Annotated in this window: 13 protein-coding genes; 7 read left to right on the top strand and 6 right to left on the bottom strand. The window is 32.9% G+C overall.

The features are described 5' to 3' along the window. Window positions 1-5: 5 nt before the first annotated feature. Window positions 6-1,208, bottom strand: a complete 1,203-nt coding sequence (locus E0Y80_RS08455; RefSeq protein WP_156307229.1) for a glycosyltransferase family 4 protein — start codon at window positions 1,206-1,208, stop codon at window positions 6-8. Window positions 1,209-1,380: 172 nt separating this feature from the next. On the opposite strand from E0Y80_RS08455, the gene E0Y80_RS08450 reads away from it, so the two are divergent. Beyond that, entirely contained in the window at window positions 1,381-2,856 is a 1,476-nt protein-coding gene (locus tag E0Y80_RS08450; RefSeq protein WP_156307228.1) for a glycoside hydrolase family 130 protein, read from the top strand. A 1-nt stretch (window position 2,857) separates the two neighbouring features. Here E0Y80_RS08450 and E0Y80_RS08445 read toward each other — a convergent pair whose 3' ends face one another. The 4 genes from E0Y80_RS08445 to E0Y80_RS08430 form a co-directional block, all read right to left on the bottom strand. After that, window positions 2,858-3,457 carry a hypothetical protein gene (locus E0Y80_RS08445; RefSeq protein WP_156307227.1) on the bottom strand — a complete coding sequence of 200 codons (600 nt, stop codon included), beginning with the start codon at window positions 3,455-3,457 and terminating at the stop codon, window positions 2,858-2,860. An 81-nt stretch (window positions 3,458-3,538) separates the two neighbouring features. Then, window positions 3,539-4,864 (bottom strand): efflux RND transporter periplasmic adaptor subunit, encoded by a 1,326-nt coding sequence (locus E0Y80_RS08440; protein ID WP_156307226.1) that lies wholly within the window; start codon window positions 4,862-4,864, stop codon window positions 3,539-3,541. 4 nt (window positions 4,865-4,868) lie between these two features. Next, window positions 4,869-9,221 carry a CusA/CzcA family heavy metal efflux RND transporter gene (locus E0Y80_RS08435; protein WP_156307225.1) on the bottom strand — a complete coding sequence of 1,451 codons (4,353 nt, stop codon included), beginning with the start codon at window positions 9,219-9,221 and terminating at the stop codon, window positions 4,869-4,871. Window positions 9,222-9,330: 109 nt separating this feature from the next. Next, window positions 9,331-9,666, bottom strand: coding sequence for a DUF6660 family protein (locus tag E0Y80_RS08430; RefSeq protein WP_156307224.1), 336 nt, complete (start codon window positions 9,664-9,666; stop codon window positions 9,331-9,333). Between the two features lie 166 nt (window positions 9,667-9,832). Between E0Y80_RS08430 and E0Y80_RS08425 the strand changes: the two genes are divergently transcribed. The 5 genes from E0Y80_RS08425 (at window position 9,833) to E0Y80_RS08405 (ending at window position 13,324) form a co-directional block, all read left to right on the top strand. Continuing rightward, complete coding sequence (locus tag E0Y80_RS08425) at window positions 9,833-10,858, top strand: glycosyltransferase family protein (RefSeq protein ID WP_156307223.1); 1,026 nt, start codon at window positions 9,833-9,835, stop codon at window positions 10,856-10,858. A 100-nt stretch (window positions 10,859-10,958) separates the two neighbouring features. Continuing rightward, complete coding sequence (locus tag E0Y80_RS08420; protein WP_156307222.1) at window positions 10,959-11,387, top strand: OsmC family protein; 429 nt, start codon at window positions 10,959-10,961, stop codon at window positions 11,385-11,387. Window positions 11,388-11,390: 3 nt separating this feature from the next. Beyond that, on the top strand, window positions 11,391-11,876 hold the full coding sequence (locus tag E0Y80_RS08415) for a hypothetical protein (RefSeq protein WP_156307221.1): 486 nt from the start codon (window positions 11,391-11,393) through the stop codon (window positions 11,874-11,876). A gap of 23 nt (window positions 11,877-11,899) precedes the next feature. Further along, window positions 11,900-12,490 carry a Crp/Fnr family transcriptional regulator gene (locus E0Y80_RS08410; protein WP_156307220.1) on the top strand — a complete coding sequence of 197 codons (591 nt, stop codon included), beginning with the start codon at window positions 11,900-11,902 and terminating at the stop codon, window positions 12,488-12,490. Window positions 12,491-12,535: 45 nt separating this feature from the next. Further along, a complete protein-coding gene (locus E0Y80_RS08405) occupies window positions 12,536-13,324 on the top strand; it encodes a methyltransferase domain-containing protein (RefSeq protein WP_156307219.1) in 789 nt (262 codons plus the stop codon). On the opposite strand, the gene E0Y80_RS08400 is transcribed toward E0Y80_RS08405, so the two are convergent. After that, window positions 13,319-14,185, bottom strand: coding sequence for an AraC family transcriptional regulator (locus tag E0Y80_RS08400; protein ID WP_156307218.1), 867 nt, complete (start codon window positions 14,183-14,185; stop codon window positions 13,319-13,321). The two genes, E0Y80_RS08405 and E0Y80_RS08400, sit on opposite strands and share 6 nt — an antisense overlap. 209 nt (window positions 14,186-14,394) lie before the next feature. Between E0Y80_RS08400 and E0Y80_RS08395 the strand changes: the two genes are divergently transcribed. Further along, the gene (locus E0Y80_RS08395) at window positions 14,395-17,352 is read left to right on the top strand and encodes a glycoside hydrolase family 2 protein (protein WP_156307217.1); all 2,958 of its coding nucleotides are present in this window, start codon (window positions 14,395-14,397) and stop codon (window positions 17,350-17,352) included. The last annotated feature ends 1 nt before the right edge of the window (window position 17,353 follow it).

Here is a 17,353-nt window from a genome sequence, read left to right as displayed (position 1 = left end):
TATAGTTATGATGAGATAAGAAAATTAGATTTACCTGGATTTAGGAATTTAACTGGTTCTTGCTTTCTTTTTATTTCTTGAATTTTATTTCTTGGATTTATTAATTTAGATATAAGTTGAAGATGCATATTTCCAACATTTTTCCAAGACATTGATTTCCCGAATTGTAGTGCATTTTCTTTATACCTGTTTAATTTTTTAGGATTTTTTAATAAATCATTGATGTGATTTGCTAATTCATTTGAATCATTAAAATCAAATAGTAGACCTCTATCATTTGCTAATAAGTCAATAGCATACCAGTAAGGGGTAGAAATTACTGCTGCACCAGCACCTATTGCAAAGGATAACGTTCCGCTACTCATTTGATTTTTATTTGGATAAGGAGTAACATATATATCACAAGCTTTTAAGTACAATTGCAACATTTCATCACTGACAAAATGATCAATAAAAAAGACTTTTCCAGATAATTTTAAATCTCGAGCTTGCTGTATTAAGCTGTTTTTATAAGATTCACCTTCTTCTTTTAAAACATTAGGATGAGTAGCTCCGAGAATGATATAGATGAAATTGTCATCTTCAACAAGGGATGAAGCTTTAATGGCTACTTCGTATCCTTTGCTACGACCTAATAGTCCAAATGATAACATAACTTTTTTATCTTCATATCCTAATCTTGCTTTTGCTTGCTCGTGGGTAAGATTAAAATCTGGAACACCATGAGGAATAAGCTCAAGTTTGAAAGGGTTTAATGAATAGACATCTTTTAGCATTTCTATTCCCCTGCTTGTCATTGCAGTGATTTTAATACTCAACGAGGCTAATTCTTTAATAGCATTGAACTCATCAATACTAGGATTTTCTAATATTGTGTGAAGGTTTGTAATTATTGGAATATTAAGGTTTTTAACAAAATCAAGGATAAAATCTCCAGCATTTCCACCAAAAATTCCAAATTCATGCTGGAGGATACAACAGTCATAATTCTGGCTTTCTACCCATTTTGCTGCTTCGATATAACTTTCTTTCTCATCTCTAGAAATGATTCTTTTAACTTCTCTAGGAAAGGCTGACTCAGAACCATCAGAAATTGTCAAAATGTTTATTTCATTATTCTTTATGGAGATTGATTTATATAAATCATGCGTAAATGTTGCTATTCCACATTTTCTAGGCATGTAAGTACCAATAATTAATATTTTCATAGATGTCCTTTTGCAAATTTGATTTCCAAATTATTCATTTGGTATATCCTGAACATTTTAGAGATATAAATTGTTCTGAACGACGATGAAATCTTAATAAAATGACAAATAATAAACAACTCTTTATTTAATACGTTTAATGATAGAATGTTTTAAAAAGATAATAGATGCAATGGGAATAACAGTAAATAGAAAGAATATATATTTCAAACCAAAATTGGATCGCGTATTAGCACGAAGATTCAATTTATCTTCAGATCGTTCAAAGAGAATAATTCAAAGGGTTTTAGGTCTGAGTGAAGAGCAAAAATATAGTTTGATTACACAAATTTTAAGGAATTACGCTCGTAGGCATCGTAGTGTTCTGAATGTATTAGAACGAAACTTTAAATTTAAGGAGCAAGAACTGAAAGAGCTTAAAATTGACAAGCAGAAGCTTTCTGATGTAGAGAAACTATTAATAGGTTCATATTTCACTATGGAATATTCTATTGAGGCAGCTGCATATTTTAATCCCTCTATTGTTATCTCTCCAGATCAATCTCAAACCCATGAAGGAGAAAAGAGGGTTGTACTCAGTTTTAGAGCAGTGGGCGAGGGTCATCTATCATCAATTGTATTTAGGTCGGGCATAATTGATAAAAACTTAAATATTACATTAGATGAAGTCGGAATCTTATTAGACAAACCAAAACATGTCAAAAACTATAGATATAAGAAGGAGGAGTTTTTAGAAAAGTTATTGCAAATGCATAATCCTGAAAAGGATATTATAAAGATCATTGATGAGAAATTTGCTGATACCTTTATTTATGATGAGTTAGTCAGGTTTGTTAATGAAATAGAGGAAGAAAATGAGTTAAGTCATGATAGCCAGATATTGATGCAGCAGATATTATGGCTTGCTTCTTCACATTATGAAATAGCTTACTCCTTGGATACATCCATTTCAGAACGTGTTATTTTTCCAATTAGTGATACTGAAAAAAACGGTATTGAAGATGCAAGATTTGTAGGATTTAAGAATGAAAAGGGGAAAATCACATATTACGCTACATATACCGCCTATGATGGCCATTCTATTCTCCCTAAACTATTGTCAACCAAGGATTTTATAAATTTTAAAATTCAACCTATTAATGGGAAAATAGCGAATAAAGGGGCTGCATTATTTCCTCGTAAGGTTAATGGAAAATATGCGATGTTATGTAGGGTAGATGGAGAAAATAGTTATGTTTCATTTTCTGATTCTTTAACAAATTGGCATGGAGAAATCCATGTTGTATCTGAGCCAGAGTTTCCATGGGAATTTATTCAGGTTGGCAATTGTGGATCGCCATTAGAAACTGAAAAGGGATGGTTGGTTATTACCCATTCGGTTGGTCCTATGCGTGAATATGTAATTGGGGCGATGTTACTGGATCTTAAAGACCCTACCAAAGTAATAGGAAAGCTGAAGGAACCTTTGTTGTTTGCCAATGAAGAAGAAAGGAACGGATATGTTCCGAATGTTTTATATTCCTGTGGTCAGATTATTCATAATAACCAATTGATTTTACCATATGCTTATTCTGATCATGAATCCACATATGCTACAATTTGTGTTGAAGAATTACTTTCCACATTAATGGGAGAAAGTGAACAATAGGTTACTTATTCAAAATCCCAGATATTAAGGACTTCCATTGAGGATAAGATGCTCCTAACTTGGCTCCAAATGCGACAAAAAGGTTTCTTATCCTATCAATTAAAGAATCTAACTCTGTGTTTATTAGTTCATTTCTTCCAAAATAATTGGCTTCAACAATTCTCCCATTTCTTTTAACTTGAAATGTTGAACTTGCTAAATTCTTAAAGAAATGTTTTGTTTCATGATCATCTTCGTCATCAGGTTTGCTAGATGGTCTGAGGGTCATAGTTATTAAGTCATTATTAGGCTCATTCGTTTCCGATATTTGTTCAATTTTCACAAAGTCGTATCCACCTGTACTGTATAATCCAGGACCAGGAATATCAATTTTTATATAGTCACCTTCTTCTGGCTTTTCATTAGAATAATTTCCGAATGAATCTAAATGTTGGAAAGTAGAGGCGGATACTTTTGCAATATCATCCCAATTATTGATTTGTAATAATCTATTTTTAGCATCTAAATAAAAGTTCTTAGCAGCAATTTCATTTTCAAATTCAACAGAATCAGAAATATTCAAATCTTTCCCTTCGTATTGGGGAGGAATATTATGTTTCATATTCATTTTTTTGTTAATGAACAACTGAAACATAGTATGGTTCAGTTGTTCATTATTCTTTTTCAATTAGGGAATTGGATTTTAGTGGCTATGTCCAACAGTTCCGCTCATTTTAGCGTTTATAAAAAAAGCATTTTTAATAACTACTTTGCTGTCAGAGGGAATTTCATTAATCGGAGTGATGCCTGTGAATCCCATATTTGAAACTCCTCTTATGACTTCAATTTTTTCAAAATTCACCTTATTTGAAGAAGATTTTTCAATTTGACTATGGTCATGAACTTCGTCTTCATTATGAACAGGTAATTCTTTAGATTCATTTTCAGCTGCATGGTCATGTTCATGGTCCTCGTGTTCTTCAGCTACCTTTTTCGTTTCAATGAAAATATAAGTTTTTCCTTCAGATTCTACAATTGCCTCATTTGGAACGGCTTCACTTGTTATATTATCTACACTAATGGATCCAGATGTATTCATTCCATCGATTAAACCTGTTTTATCGCCGATAACTAAACAATGTATTGCAATAGTCTTACTTTTATTTTCAAAGGATGCGCCAATTCTAGAAATCTTTGCGGAAAAAGTTTTAGCGGGATTATTTGTGGTAGTAAAATTAATTTCCTGACCTAATTTTAGTTTAGGTAAATCTCTTTCAAATACCTGTAAGTCCAAATGTATCATGCTATTGTCTACGACTTCCACAATAGGAGATGCGACATCGACATAGCTCCCTAATTTTGCGTAGACGTTGGAGACAACTCCATTAATTGGACTTGAAATGGATAAAGCAGACTTTATAGAGGATGTTGAAATGGAGTTGGGGTTAATTCCCAATAGTTGAAGTTGTTTTGCTGTAGCAGCTTTTTTTGTTCTGAGTATATTTAAATTACTGCTAGCATTTTGAAGATTTCTTTTTACACCGGCATTTCCGGCATTCAATTCTTGTTGTCGTTGTAATTCTTGTTCTGCAGCAATAATTTCATTACTAGCATTTAAGTAATCTTCTTGTATTTGGATGAATTGAGGATTTATGATGGTTGCAATTGTTTGGCCTTTACGAACATGATCACCTAATTGTACTAAAAGGTTTTGAATAACCCCACCATACAATGGAGTTACATTTGAACGATTGTTATTTGGAACATTTAAGACGCCATTAGCAGTAATTTGGGCGGTTAGATTTTTTTGTTCAATCTTTCCAAATTGGATTCCAACTTCTTTAATTTGATCTTCGGTTAAAGATGCAATTGTTGATTTTTCAGAATCAGTATGTTCATGTTCATGTTCAGATTCTGCTGAATGTTCAGAGGTTTCTGAAGCTTGCTTATTATCTGATTTGCATGCGTTCAAGGATAAGGCAATAGCCATGCTTATGAACATTAATTTGATAATATATTGAGTTCTCATATTTTTATTGATTGGCTATTGAATAAATTGAAATTACGGTTTCGTTTATGCTTTGAATACTTCGTAAATAATTGAGGTATATATCCGTAGTTGTTTGAAGGGCAAAAAGATATTCAACATAAGAGATATCTCCTGCAGAATATCCTAGTTTTGCAGCGTTTATTATTTCATTTGCATTCGGTAGTGCATTTTCTTTGAAATAGCTGTACTGATTTAAGTTTTGTTCATATTGGTTCATTAAATTTTGATAATCAATAAGCATTTTTTGTTTTTGCCATTCAGCAGACTTTTCTGCTGCTTGTTTTTCATAATCTAACGATCTGATTTTAGCTTTTGTAGTACCGTATGTTAATGGGATAGCTATACCTATGTCGAAAGAATGAAATCTCTGACCTCGGTCGTAATATTGCTCTATACCGTTTCGTTGGTGCATCCCTATTAAGGATGTGTTTGTATATCCTATTTTAAAATCGGGCAATCCATTTGCTTTTTCAACCTTTTTATTGGCTTCAGCTATTTTGGCTTGTTGATAAAGCGCAAGAATCTGAGGGTGATCTTCAATTTTTGAAGTATTGATTAATTCTGAGATTTTCAGTGGGACAAATTCATCAGGAGAATCAATGAAAAAATCCTCCTTGTATTGCATAAGGTTCTTTAAACTGTTATATGCATTTCTTATCATCATATTATTCTGTTTCAGGAGTAAGTTTATTTCGCCTCTTTTGGCCTGAGCAGTATTAATATCTACTTTTTTTGTATCACCGGCATTGAATCTGACTTCAGCTATACGAATAAAATCAACGTATATACTATCTAATGATTGCAGTTCTTTTTCATTATTTTCTAAATATGCAATTTGAAAGAAGTACGTCCTTACCTGTGTTTTTAATTGATTGATATTCAATTCTTTTAAAAGTGTTTTATCCTTGATTTGTTCACGTATTAATTCTCGTTTAGAATTAAATAAAGTTGGAAAGGGAATAGTTTGAGCAATTGAAATGGCGTCATTTTTTTCGAAACCGTCATTTTGGCCGTATTGGAAATTCAGATCAGTCTTGGGGAGTTCTGATGTGGTTTTTAATAGGCTTTCTGATGCTTTTATTTGAAGGTCATTAGATTGAATTCCTTTATTATTTTCCAAGGTAAATTGAATAGCTTGATCAATATTTATTTTTTGTTGAGCATTAGCAGTTAAACAACCTAAGGTTATGAAAGCCATTATGGAAACTATTGTTTTCATTGTTCTTCCTTTAAGATTAATTTTAGAATTGAAAATGATATATAGGAGAGGAAGTACAAATAAGGTTAATATCGTTGCAGTGACCAAACCGCCAATAACTACAGTTGCTAAAGGCTTTTGAACTTCAGCACCAGCACTTGTACTGATTGCCATGGGAAGAAATCCTAAAGATGCTACCGTAGCAGTCATCAATACTGGTCTTAATCTTACTTCAGTCCCTTCTTTTACTCTTTTAATTATGTCAGTTATTCCTTCTTTTTCAAGTTGATTGAATTTTCCGATGAGGACAATACCATTCAATACTGCTACACCAAATAAAGCGATAAAACCTACGCCAGCACTAATACTGAAAGGCATATCCCGAATTAATAGAGCGAATACACCACCAATTGCACTCATAGGTATTGCGGTAAAAATTAACAAAGCCTGTTTAAATGAATGAAATGTAAAGTAGAGCAATAAAAATATAAGGAATAAAGAAATTGGCACAGCAATCATTAGTCTTGCGCTTGCCATTTGTAGATTTTCAAATTGCCCTCCATAAGTAAAATAATAACCAGATGGTAATTTTACTTGATTACTAAGTTTTTCTTGAATTTCTTCGACGACAGATTGCACATCTCTTCCAGAAACATTAAATCCAATTACTATTCTTCGTTTTCCTTCTTCGCGACTTATTTGAGCAGGACCGATACTGAAATCGATTTTAGCTACTTGAGACAATGGAATCATCTGATGATTTTTGGTTGGGATTAGTAATTCACTTACATCATCAATGTTATTTCTGTGTTCATCATGCAGTCTTACCACAAGATCAAATCGGCGTTCATTTTCATACACCAATCCAGTGCTTTTTCCTGCAAAAGCAGTACTAACCATATCATTTACATCCTGAATGGTTAGGCCATAATTTGCCATTTTTACACGGTCGTATTGAATATTGATTTGGGGCAAACCAGTAACTTGTTCAACCTGAGGGGTGGTAGCGCCTTGAACAGATTGTATGATAGCATTTACTTTATTTGCATAATTCATTAAGCTATCCAAATTTTCACCAAAAATTTTCACTGCAACATCTTGACGAATCCCAGTCATTAATTCGTTAAAACGCATTTGAATCGGTTGGTTTTTTTCAAAGAAAACTCCAGGGATAACTTGGAGCTTTTGCATAATAGCATCTCCCAATTCTTCATAAGACCTACCAGAGGTCCATTCTTCTTGAGGTTTTAAAATTACCATCATATCCGTTGCTTCAGGTGGCATAGGGTCTGTTGGCACTTCTGCTGAACCAGTTTTTCCTACCACCATTTTGACTTCTTCAAATTCTTTAATTATTCTGGAAGCTTGCATGGAAGTTTCGATGCTTTGGCTTAAGGAAGTTCCTGGAGGTAAAATACAATGGAAAGCATAATCACCTTCTTGGAGCTGAGGGATAAATTCTCCACCCATTCTATTGAAGAGGAACAAACTAAATAAGAAAATTGCAAGTGCAATGGATACAATAATGTATTTTATTTGAATTGCCTTATCTAGCAGGGGCGCATATATATCGTGTAATTTATCTATAAATTTGTCACTGAAAGTTTTCTTTTCATGCCCTTTTCTAGGTAAGAAAAGCGCACACATCATAGGGATATAAGTCAGGGAAAGGATTAGTGCGCCAAAAATTGCAAATCCTACCGTTTTTGCCATAGGAGTAAACATTTTACCTTCCACTCCGACGAGTGTTAAAATGGGGATATAGACGATTAGAATAATAATTTCCCCAAAGGCAGCTTGGGTCCTAATTTTGGATGCAGAATCAAAAACTTCTTGATCCATTTCCAATTGACTTAATTTGTGGGTGGATTTTCTAAGGCCAAGATGATGTAAAGTTGCTTCAACGACAATAACGGCACCATCGACTATCAATCCAAAATCAATTGCCCCCAAACTCATCAGATTAGCACTTACACCAAAGACATTCATCATCCCTAAAGCAAAAAGAAGAGATAATGGGATTGCAGAAGCAACAATTAAACCAGCTCTTAAGTTTCCTAGGAAAAGAACCAGGACAAAAATTACTATTAACGCACCTTCGATAAGATTTTTTTGAACGGTGCTGATTGCACGATCAATGAGATCAGTCCGATCGAGATAAGGTTCAATTAAAACATCATTAGGAAGAGATTTTTGAATGGTTGGCAATTTTTCTTTGATGCGGTTAACCACATCATTACTGTTTTCTCCTTTCAGCATCATGACAACGCCACCAACAGCATCGACTTCACCGTTATAAGTCAAAGCCCCATATCGAACGGCACTACCCAAACGTACATCTGCCACATCTTTGATAAATATTGGGACAATTCCATCAGTTTTAACAGGAATATTTCCAACATCCTCTAGGGAAGTTACTAATCCTATTCCTCGGATAAAATAGGCATTAGGTTTTTTATCGATATAAGCACCACCGGTATTTTGGTTGTTTTGTTCTAATGCGGTAAATATTTCTGGGATGCTCACACCCATTGCCCGAAGTTGATCAGGATGAACAGCCACTTCGTACTGTTTTAGTTCACCACCAAAACTATTCACCTCAGCGACACCTGGAGTACCATAAAGTTGCCGGGCTACAATCCAATCTTGCATTTCCCGCAAATCCATTGAGGAGTATTTCTTTTCGCTACCCTTTTTTGGGTGTATAATATACTGATAGACTTCTCCTAGACCTGTACTTACAGGCGCCATTTCTGGTGTACCAATACCTTTGGGAATATTTTCCGATACATCCCCTAATTTTTCATTGATAAGTTGCCTAGCAAAATAAATATCGACTTCCTCTTTAAATACAACCGTAATAACAGAAAGGCCAAACCTAGAAATAGATCTGATTTCTTCAATGTCAGGAATATTTGCGAGGCTTTGTTCAATAGGGAATGTAACCAAACGTTCTACCTCTTGTCCAGCTAGAGTAGGGGTGGTAGTAAAGATCTGTACCTGATTATTCGTGATATCAGGGACAGCATCAATTGGAAGTTTAGTAGCTGACCAAACTCCCCATATAATAAGAACTAATGTCATTATTCCAATAATGATCTTGTTCTTGATACTAAATTTTATAATATGATCTAGCACATGATGTAGATTAAATTCAACATTTAATTAGGATATGAAATTTTGAAAATTTCATAAATCAGAATTTTATTCTAAACTAATTCGCTCAGAATATTTAAATAATTGAATTTTAAACTCTAGGCGGTTGCCAGATGTTTTCTTGGAAGATGCTAATTAATGGATAAGGTTTATGAGTTAAATCCTGGTAAGTAAAGGATTCAAAAGGTTTTTCAAGTTTGAATATATGAAAATCGGCTGCGCTTAATGCGATTCCGCAGCATGAACAAGTACAAAAAGGAGTACAGGTATCCTTTCCACAGTCATGATTTTCATGCTGATGATCTTTTTGGTTTTCAGAATGATTGTGATGATGTTGTGTGTTAGAGGATTCAAATAAATGATCACTGCAAGGTATTAAAGTTAATACCATGACGTACATCATTAATATAATAGAAATGAATCGCATTACAACAAATATAAGGATTTTCTATTAATGCATTTTATGCTTAAAATCATGAAAGGACAAAATGGTTGTAACAAAAAAGTTGCAATGTTAATGTATCAAATCCTAATTGGCATCGTTTTTTTAATATCTACTTTTCGAGTTAAATACCAATCAACATATTTTATTCATGGTAAAAAATCCTAGTAAAATATTAGTAGCTACAAATCATTTAGATCAAATAGGAGGTTCCGAGGCATATACCTACGATTTATTAAAAGCACTGAAGCAAATTGAAGGGTTACAATTAGAATATTTTGCATTTAACAGGGGATTAGTATCCGATAAAATTGAGTCTGAATTACAAATTCCATTTATGTCTAATGAAAAGTATGATTTAATAATTGCGAATCATAGGACTTCAGTTTTCGAATTATATAATAAGGGAAAAATAATTCAAGTTTGTCATGGAATAATTCCAGATTTGGAACAACCATCTCCATTAGCAGATTATCATATTGGAATTTCGGAAGAAGTATCAAATCATCTCACAAAACTGGGGTATCCAAATTCGGTTATCTTAAATGGGGTTGATGTTCAACAAAAAATTTCTTTATCTGATCCTAAAAATCAGATAGAAAGTGTATTATCCTTGTGTCAAAGTGAAAGGGCAAATGAGATATTAAAGAAAATCTGTAACCATAAAGGATGGGAATTTAGGTCGTATAACAAACTTGTAAATCCTACTTTGGATATCGAAGAACATATTAATAAATCAGACATTGTAGTTGGAGTTGGAAGGTCTATATATGATGCCATGGCTTGTGGGAGACCCTGTTTAATCTATGACAATAGAGGATATAATGGAAATAAAGCAGATGGATATCTTCAACCCAAGAATTTTTGGAAGTATATTAGAAATAATTGTTCCGGGAGGTATTTAAACCGAAAATATACAGAAAAGGATTTGATAAGGGAATTTGGCAAATACAATGCTGATCATGGCAAAGAATTACGGGATATTGCTGTTGATAATTTAAATTCTAATAAAATGGCAGTTGAACTCCTTTCTATGACCAAGAATTTTACCATTGGGAATAAACTTAAAAAGTTACTTCGATACAAGGATCACGGGAAACTAATTAAAAGAGTTATGTTATATAAACCCCTATATGAGTTAACAGGAATACCATATTTCAATAAACCTTCATATTAGCATTCACCTGAGTTCAAAAAATAATTTTAAAAATTCACTTAAGTGAAAAAATGCTGTTCGAATTTGGCTGATTTTTGTTTCAAACAATAAAGGAAAAATCATGAAAAGAACAGCAAATGCCATTTGGAATGGCAACATCAAATCAGGATCAGGAAAGATCAGCACTCAGAGCGGGGTTTTAAATTCTACCCAATATTCATTTAACACAAGATTTGCAGATGGGATTGGAACAAATCCAGAGGAATTATTAGGAGCAGCACATGCTGGATGTTTTACAATGGCAATGTCCTTGGCATTGACCCAATTGGGATATGAGCCAGGCAATTTGAATACGACTGCCAATGTATATTTTGACATGGAGAAGGGTAAAATCGAAATGGTTGAGTTAAATCTTACTGCAGATACTATTGCGGGTCTTTCTTCAAAGGAATTTGAAGAGATTGCAAGAGGAGCTAAAGAAAATTGTTTGATTTCAAAAGCTCTAACAGGATTAGATATAACTCTTTCGGTTGAATATAAGGAAGGATAAGCGATGGGACTTACAGGCTTAGGAGTATTTCATACTCTAATCGGTATTCTTTCAATATTTGCGGGTTTGTTTTCCTTTGTAAAATTCGGTAAGATTCATTTGGATAAGCTGAGTGGGAGAATTTACTTTTATGGTACTTTGATTACCAGTGTTACGGCATTGGGTATCAGTAAACATGGAGGTTTCAACCCAGGCCATGGGATTTCAATTGTTATTTTAATTTTAATCATAGTTGCACTCATCATTAATAAGAAGGTTAAAAAGCCTAATGGTAAGTATTTTGAAAATTTTTTCTTGAGCTTAAGCTTTTTCTTGTCTATGATTCCTACGACAAATGAAACTTTGACTAGAATTCCAGTAGGAAATCCTTTGGCTAAGGATGTTAGTGATCCATTGGTGGTAAAGACTTTAGGGATAATTTTATTGTTATTTATTGTTGGTTCCATCTATCAATTCATAAAACAAAGAAAACATAATCGAATTTCTTAACTTTAAGATATACGGAATATTTAATGACAGAAAAACTAGAATACCTTAAGAAAATTCTGAATGGAATAGGTGATTTATCGGATGAGGATATTTCGATGAGTCTTCCATTTTGGAATAAAAAGATAATTAAGAAAAATGATTATTTCAATCAGCAGAATATTGTTTGTAAAGATTTAGGAATAATTGTCAAAGGTATTTTTAGGATTTACTATTATGATGATGATTCTGGTGAAGAGAAGAATATTTTTTTCTTTTCTGAAGATCAGTTTGTTGTTTCATTTCGAAGTTTCGTTTTTCAGCATCCATGCAGATACTTTATAGAAGCTCTTGAAGATTCGGAGATTATTTATATCAGTTATGAGAAATTACAAAACTTATATGAATCTCATAAAAATTGGGAGAGGTTTGGTCGTATGTTGGCGGAACATTTTTTCAATAATTCTCAAGTTAGAACTGAAGAGCTTCTTTTTTTAAGTCATGAAGAACGCTATTTGAATTTAATAGCAGAGCACCCAAATATTTTACAAAGAATAAATGCATATCACATTGCTTCATTTCTAGGAATAAAAAATCAATCTCTAAGTCGAATCAGAAAGAGGTTGCTATCTAAATAAAATGATGTATTTTAGGTTTATTTTTCAACCTAAAAGAACTCTATTATGCAAAAATATGTAGATAGGACCAAACAATCTGCAGATAAGATATTTGATGCCAGGACATTGCAGCATGATTACAAGACGGTTGTTCCCTTAATTAAGCCGGGTATGATCGTATTGGATGTAGGTTGTGGAACAGGAGCGATCACAAAGGGTATTGCTGAGCTTGTTGGTCCAACCGGCAAGGTTGTAGGAATTGATCACACATTAGAATTTATTAATTCAGGAAATCAAATGAATTCCGATATTGAAAATCTTGAATTAATACATATAGATTTAATGGATTTCTCTCCGAACGAAAAGTTTGATTTAATTGTATCAGCAAGGACATTGCAATGGTTGACAAACCAAAAGGAGGCTATTGTTAAGATGAAAAGCCTTTTAAAAACGAATGGTATATTGTCAGTATTGGATTATATACATGAAGATATTGCTTGGCATCCAAAGGTTCCTGATAGCATGCAAAGATTTTATCAATCTTGGTTAACATGGCGAAGAGATTCGGGAATGAATAACAGGATGGCTGATGATTTGCCTGACTTATTTCGAGAAACAGGTTTTCAAAATATTGAAATTTATGAAGCCAATGAATATTACCCTAATAATCATCCCTTGTTTGTTGATAAATTAAAAATCTGGTTAAAGGTTGCGAGCTCTAAACAGTTAGTTGAGGAAGGTTATGTGTCTGAAGACTTAAGACAAACAGCTATCCATGATTATCAAAACTGGATCGATGAAGAAGCTTTATCTATGGAAATGGTTTTAAAAGAGGTTAGGGGACTAAGTTTATAGGTGTAAATCTTTTCGATATTCTCGTGGACTTTTATTCATAATTGATTTAAAAAATTTATTGAAATTTGTTAAATTTTGATATCCACTCAAGTAGCAAATTTCCGATATACTGTATGTTTTATCCAATAATAATTTACATGCATGTCCTATTCTCATCTCATTGACAAATCTTGAAAATGATTTTTGGGTATGTCTTTTAAAGAATCTACAAAAAGCATTTGGTGTCATGTTTAATATTTCCGCTGCTTCATTTAAGGATACATTTTCTTTGAAATTCGACATGACGTAAACATAAATTTGGTTTATTCTATTTGTCTCCTGTTGGCCGAAATGAGCTTTGTAAGCATCCGTTGCTAAAGTTTCATATTCCTTACTGTCATGTAATAATTCAATAAGATTTAAAAAGCCAGTTATTCTAGAAATACTTAATTTTTCAGGTAAATCTTCAATCATTTTTCTGGCTTTATCTTTAGTTTCTCCATAAAACCTAATTCCTTGTTTTGCTTTGTTAATAAAATTCTGCATTGCTTGAATCGTTTTTTGTTCATCTGTTAACCTAATTAAAAAATCAGAAGGGAAATAAATAACAATTGCTTTTGCTCTAAGCTTACTCTCCGGTTCAAGAAAAATTTCATCATTTCTCCAGATATGAGGAATGTTTGGTCCCATCAATACCAAGTCACCAGAGGAAAAGCTATCTACGTGGTTTCCAACAATTCTTCTCCCAAAACTTTCTTGGACTAACACCAATTCACACAATTCATGAAAATGTAAAGGATTACTTAAAAATTCCTGGTTAACTTGTTTAATGTGAATTGTCTTCTCAGTTGGAGGAGATAATTCTATAAATTGAGCTTTCATATTCAAAGTATATTGATACTAAACACAAATAAAGCATTAATATGCTGAAATTCAACTATAATACCATAAGTTATATTAATTAATTAAATATTGGGTATATATAGTTTTAAAATTTGTGTAGAGAGTTTTAGTATCATGGAAAATATGACGGTAATTTTGTTCAATTGAAATTGTAATTTTTTTAAAAATTTATAACCATTAAAAAGGCCATGAAGGAATTATTGTTACTTTTCTTATTCATTTTACAATTAAAAATTAGTGCTCAGGAAATATCTTATCAATTACCATTAAAGTATGATAAGGTAGATAATCCAATTATTTCTTTAAATGGTATTTGGCAGTTTCAATTTGATGAAAATTCAAATTGGGAAGATGTTATAGTTCCTGGAGAATTAGTAATGCAGGGATATGGCATAGAGCATGATAAAGCTTATGAGTATAAAAAGAGTTTTCTCGTGCCAGAATCTTTTAAAGGGCAGCGAATTATTTTAAGGTTTGATGGGGTTTATTCTGAGGCTGAATTAACGATAAATGGCCAGTTTATTAGAAAACATAATGGTGGTTTTACAAGATGGGAGACAGATATAGCTGATTATGTTCAAGTTGGTAAAGAAAATTTAATTGAATTAAAAGTAACCGATCGTTTGAATGATATTTCATATGCATCTGGCTATGCTCATCATCCAATAGGGGGGATTTTACGAGATGTGACCTTATTTGCTACTCCTAAAATCTCATTAACCGATTTTAATTATGAAATTGATCTAGACGATAATTATGTGAATGGACAAATTGATATTTCATTTTTCCAAGAAACTACAGATAAATCAATTGTTGAATATTCTTTAATCGATCCACAAGGAGATAAAATTTCACTTGAAAACAACAAATTTAACCTAAAAAGCGGTGTAAATTTAAATTCCTTATCAGTAAAGAATCCAAAAAAATGGGACGCTGAGCATCCGAATCTTTATAAATTATTAGTTGAGGTTAAAAGAAGGGACAAATTAGTCTATTCTTTTATAAAACAGGTAGGATTTAGAGAGGTAAAGATTGTGAAAGATCAGTTCTTGGTGAATGGCAGCCCAATAAAATTGAGAGGAGCGAATCGACATGATATTCATCCTAAATTAGGTAGGGTGTCAACTGCAGAATATGATAAATTAGATGTTGAGCTTTTTAAGGAATCTCATATTAATTTTGTTCGAACATCGCATTACCCACCTACAGAGCGGTTTGTTGAATATTGTAATGAACAAGGAATTTATGTTGAGGTTGAGACAGCGGTATGTTTTGTTGACACATATCGACAAAAGAATTATGCCCCTGGAGCCTCTCAGAATGATTCATCCTTTAGAGATCAATATATTAGCCAATGTAGGGAAATGGTCAATACTTTTAAATCTCATCCATCGGTAATTATTTGGTCAATTGGAAATGAATCGATTTATGGGAGAAATTTTCAGGAAAGTTTTGACTTTGTAAAATCAAAAGATACATCTAGACCAATTATTTGGAGCTATCCAGGTAGTCAAAAGGAAGGAGATAAAATTTATGAGATTCTGAGTATGCATTACCAAGATGTCTATGGTAATATTTCTCAATTTGGAATGAGTACAAAGAATTTTCAAGGGCATGGGATACCAGCACTATTTGATGAGTGGGCACATCCAGCCTGTTATACTTACCAAACTTTAAGAAATGATCCCAATATTAGGGAGTTTTGGGGATTATCAATGGACATGATGTGGGGAGGATTATTTCCAACACAGGGCGGATTAGGGGGTGCGATCTGGGGTTATGTAGATGAGGTTTTTTATATTCCTAAAGAGTTAAAAAAAGGGAGTCCATACTGGAAGGAGTTTTCAAAGACTGCAAAACCTGTTGATTTTCAGGGTTCTGCTGTAGGGTATGGAGAATGGGGGATTGTCGATGTTTGGCGAAGGAAGAAACCTGAATTTTGGTCGACAAAAAAGGCTCATTCTCCGATCAGAGTTTTGATAGAAGGAAATTCAATAAAAGAATTTAAAAAAACTGAAGATTTGATTCTTCCAATCTATAATAGATTTGACCATACAAATCTGAATGAGATTATTCTAAAGTATAACTATTTGGGTCAAGAGAAAGCAATAGAATTGACAAGTTTAAAACCACATTCCAAAGGTGAAATTGTCATACCTGCAGAAGAATGGAAAAATGGAGAGCCTTTGTTATTAAGTTTTGTCGATAAGAATGGTTTAGAAATTGATACTTACAAGTATTATTTTGGATCTAAGCCGATCGAATTTCCATTAACTACAATTAATCAGCAATTTGAATTAGAAGAAACAGAAGAGTTTATTATGATTAAGGGAAATGGTCTTATAATTCCTGTTTCAAAAAAAAGCGGGTTAATTGAGAATGCAAAAATTAATGGTAAGCAATTTATTAGCAAAGGTCCATTTTTAAATCTTGACATTAATTTAAATCATCTTTCTGGGGCAGAAGTTCGCAAGATTGCGGATAATTATAAAGTAAGGGATGCTGATTGGAAGAAAACAAAATTAGATGTCAAAATTGAAAATAAGATTGTAAAAGTTAATATCGAAGGGAATTACAAGGAATTAAAAGTTGCTTTTGAAATTGCGATTTATCCAAATGGTGAAATTAAGACTAGTTACAAATCTGAAGGGGAGCCGAATGGATATTTAAGGGAAATGGGATTAAAGTACTATTTATCAGACCATATTGATCGTTTAAAATGGTCTAGAAACGGACTTTGGAATTATTATCCAGATGATGAATTTGCGGGGAATGAGGGAGATGTTGCATTTTACAACCCAAATCAAGTTGAATATGGATTACAACCGAAAAATACCTGGAATAAAGATACCCACAACTATTATTACTGGTCCGATAAAGGTGCAGGTAGTAAAAATCCATTAACTCAAGAATCAAAAGGGATGAAGGAAAATATCTATTTCTACAGTTTGTATGAAGGAAACAATAGATTAATGTCTGTGATATCCAACTCAGGAGATGTAGCATGCAGACTGGATCGGCTTGAAAATGAGCAACTTGTTTTATTCAGCAATAATAAGTGGGACTATCCTGAAATTGCCTGGGGCAATTACTGCAAAATGTTAGAGGCAAACCCATGTCGTGGAGAAATTATTTTAAGATTTTAAT

The sequence above is a fragment of the Sphingobacterium endophyticum genome (assembly GCF_009733535.1).
Lineage (GTDB): Bacteria > Bacteroidota > Bacteroidia > Sphingobacteriales > Sphingobacteriaceae > Sphingobacterium > Sphingobacterium endophyticum.
The sequence above is the reverse complement of the archived record's forward strand: the minus strand, read 5'-3'. Positions and strand labels throughout refer to the sequence as shown.

Excerpts from the sequence above, each read along its gene's own strand:
- E0Y80_RS08455 (WP_156307229.1), bottom strand. The coding sequence starts at position 1,208 with ATGAAAATATTAATTATTGGTACTTACATGCCTAGAAAATGTGGAATA.
- E0Y80_RS08420 (WP_156307222.1), top strand. The coding sequence starts at position 10,959 with ATGAAAAGAACAGCAAATGCCATTTGGAATGGCAACATCAAATCAGGA.
- E0Y80_RS08405 (WP_156307219.1), top strand. The coding sequence starts at position 12,536 with ATGCAAAAATATGTAGATAGGACCAAACAATCTGCAGATAAGATATTT.
- E0Y80_RS08440 (WP_156307226.1), bottom strand. The coding sequence starts at position 4,864 with ATGAGAACTCAATATATTATCAAATTAATGTTCATAAGCATGGCTATT.
- E0Y80_RS08450 (WP_156307228.1), top strand. The coding sequence starts at position 1,381 with ATGGGAATAACAGTAAATAGAAAGAATATATATTTCAAACCAAAATTG.
- E0Y80_RS08445 (WP_156307227.1), bottom strand. The coding sequence starts at position 3,457 with ATGAAACATAATATTCCTCCCCAATACGAAGGGAAAGATTTGAATATT.
- E0Y80_RS08430 (WP_156307224.1), bottom strand. The coding sequence starts at position 9,666 with ATGCGATTCATTTCTATTATATTAATGATGTACGTCATGGTATTAACT.
- E0Y80_RS08400 (WP_156307218.1), bottom strand. The coding sequence starts at position 14,185 with ATGAAAGCTCAATTTATAGAATTATCTCCTCCAACTGAGAAGACAATT.
- E0Y80_RS08415 (WP_156307221.1), top strand. The coding sequence starts at position 11,391 with ATGGGACTTACAGGCTTAGGAGTATTTCATACTCTAATCGGTATTCTT.
- E0Y80_RS08410 (WP_156307220.1), top strand. The coding sequence starts at position 11,900 with ATGACAGAAAAACTAGAATACCTTAAGAAAATTCTGAATGGAATAGGT.
- E0Y80_RS08425 (WP_156307223.1), top strand. The coding sequence starts at position 9,833 with ATGGTAAAAAATCCTAGTAAAATATTAGTAGCTACAAATCATTTAGAT.
- E0Y80_RS08395 (WP_156307217.1), top strand. The coding sequence starts at position 14,395 with ATGAAGGAATTATTGTTACTTTTCTTATTCATTTTACAATTAAAAATT.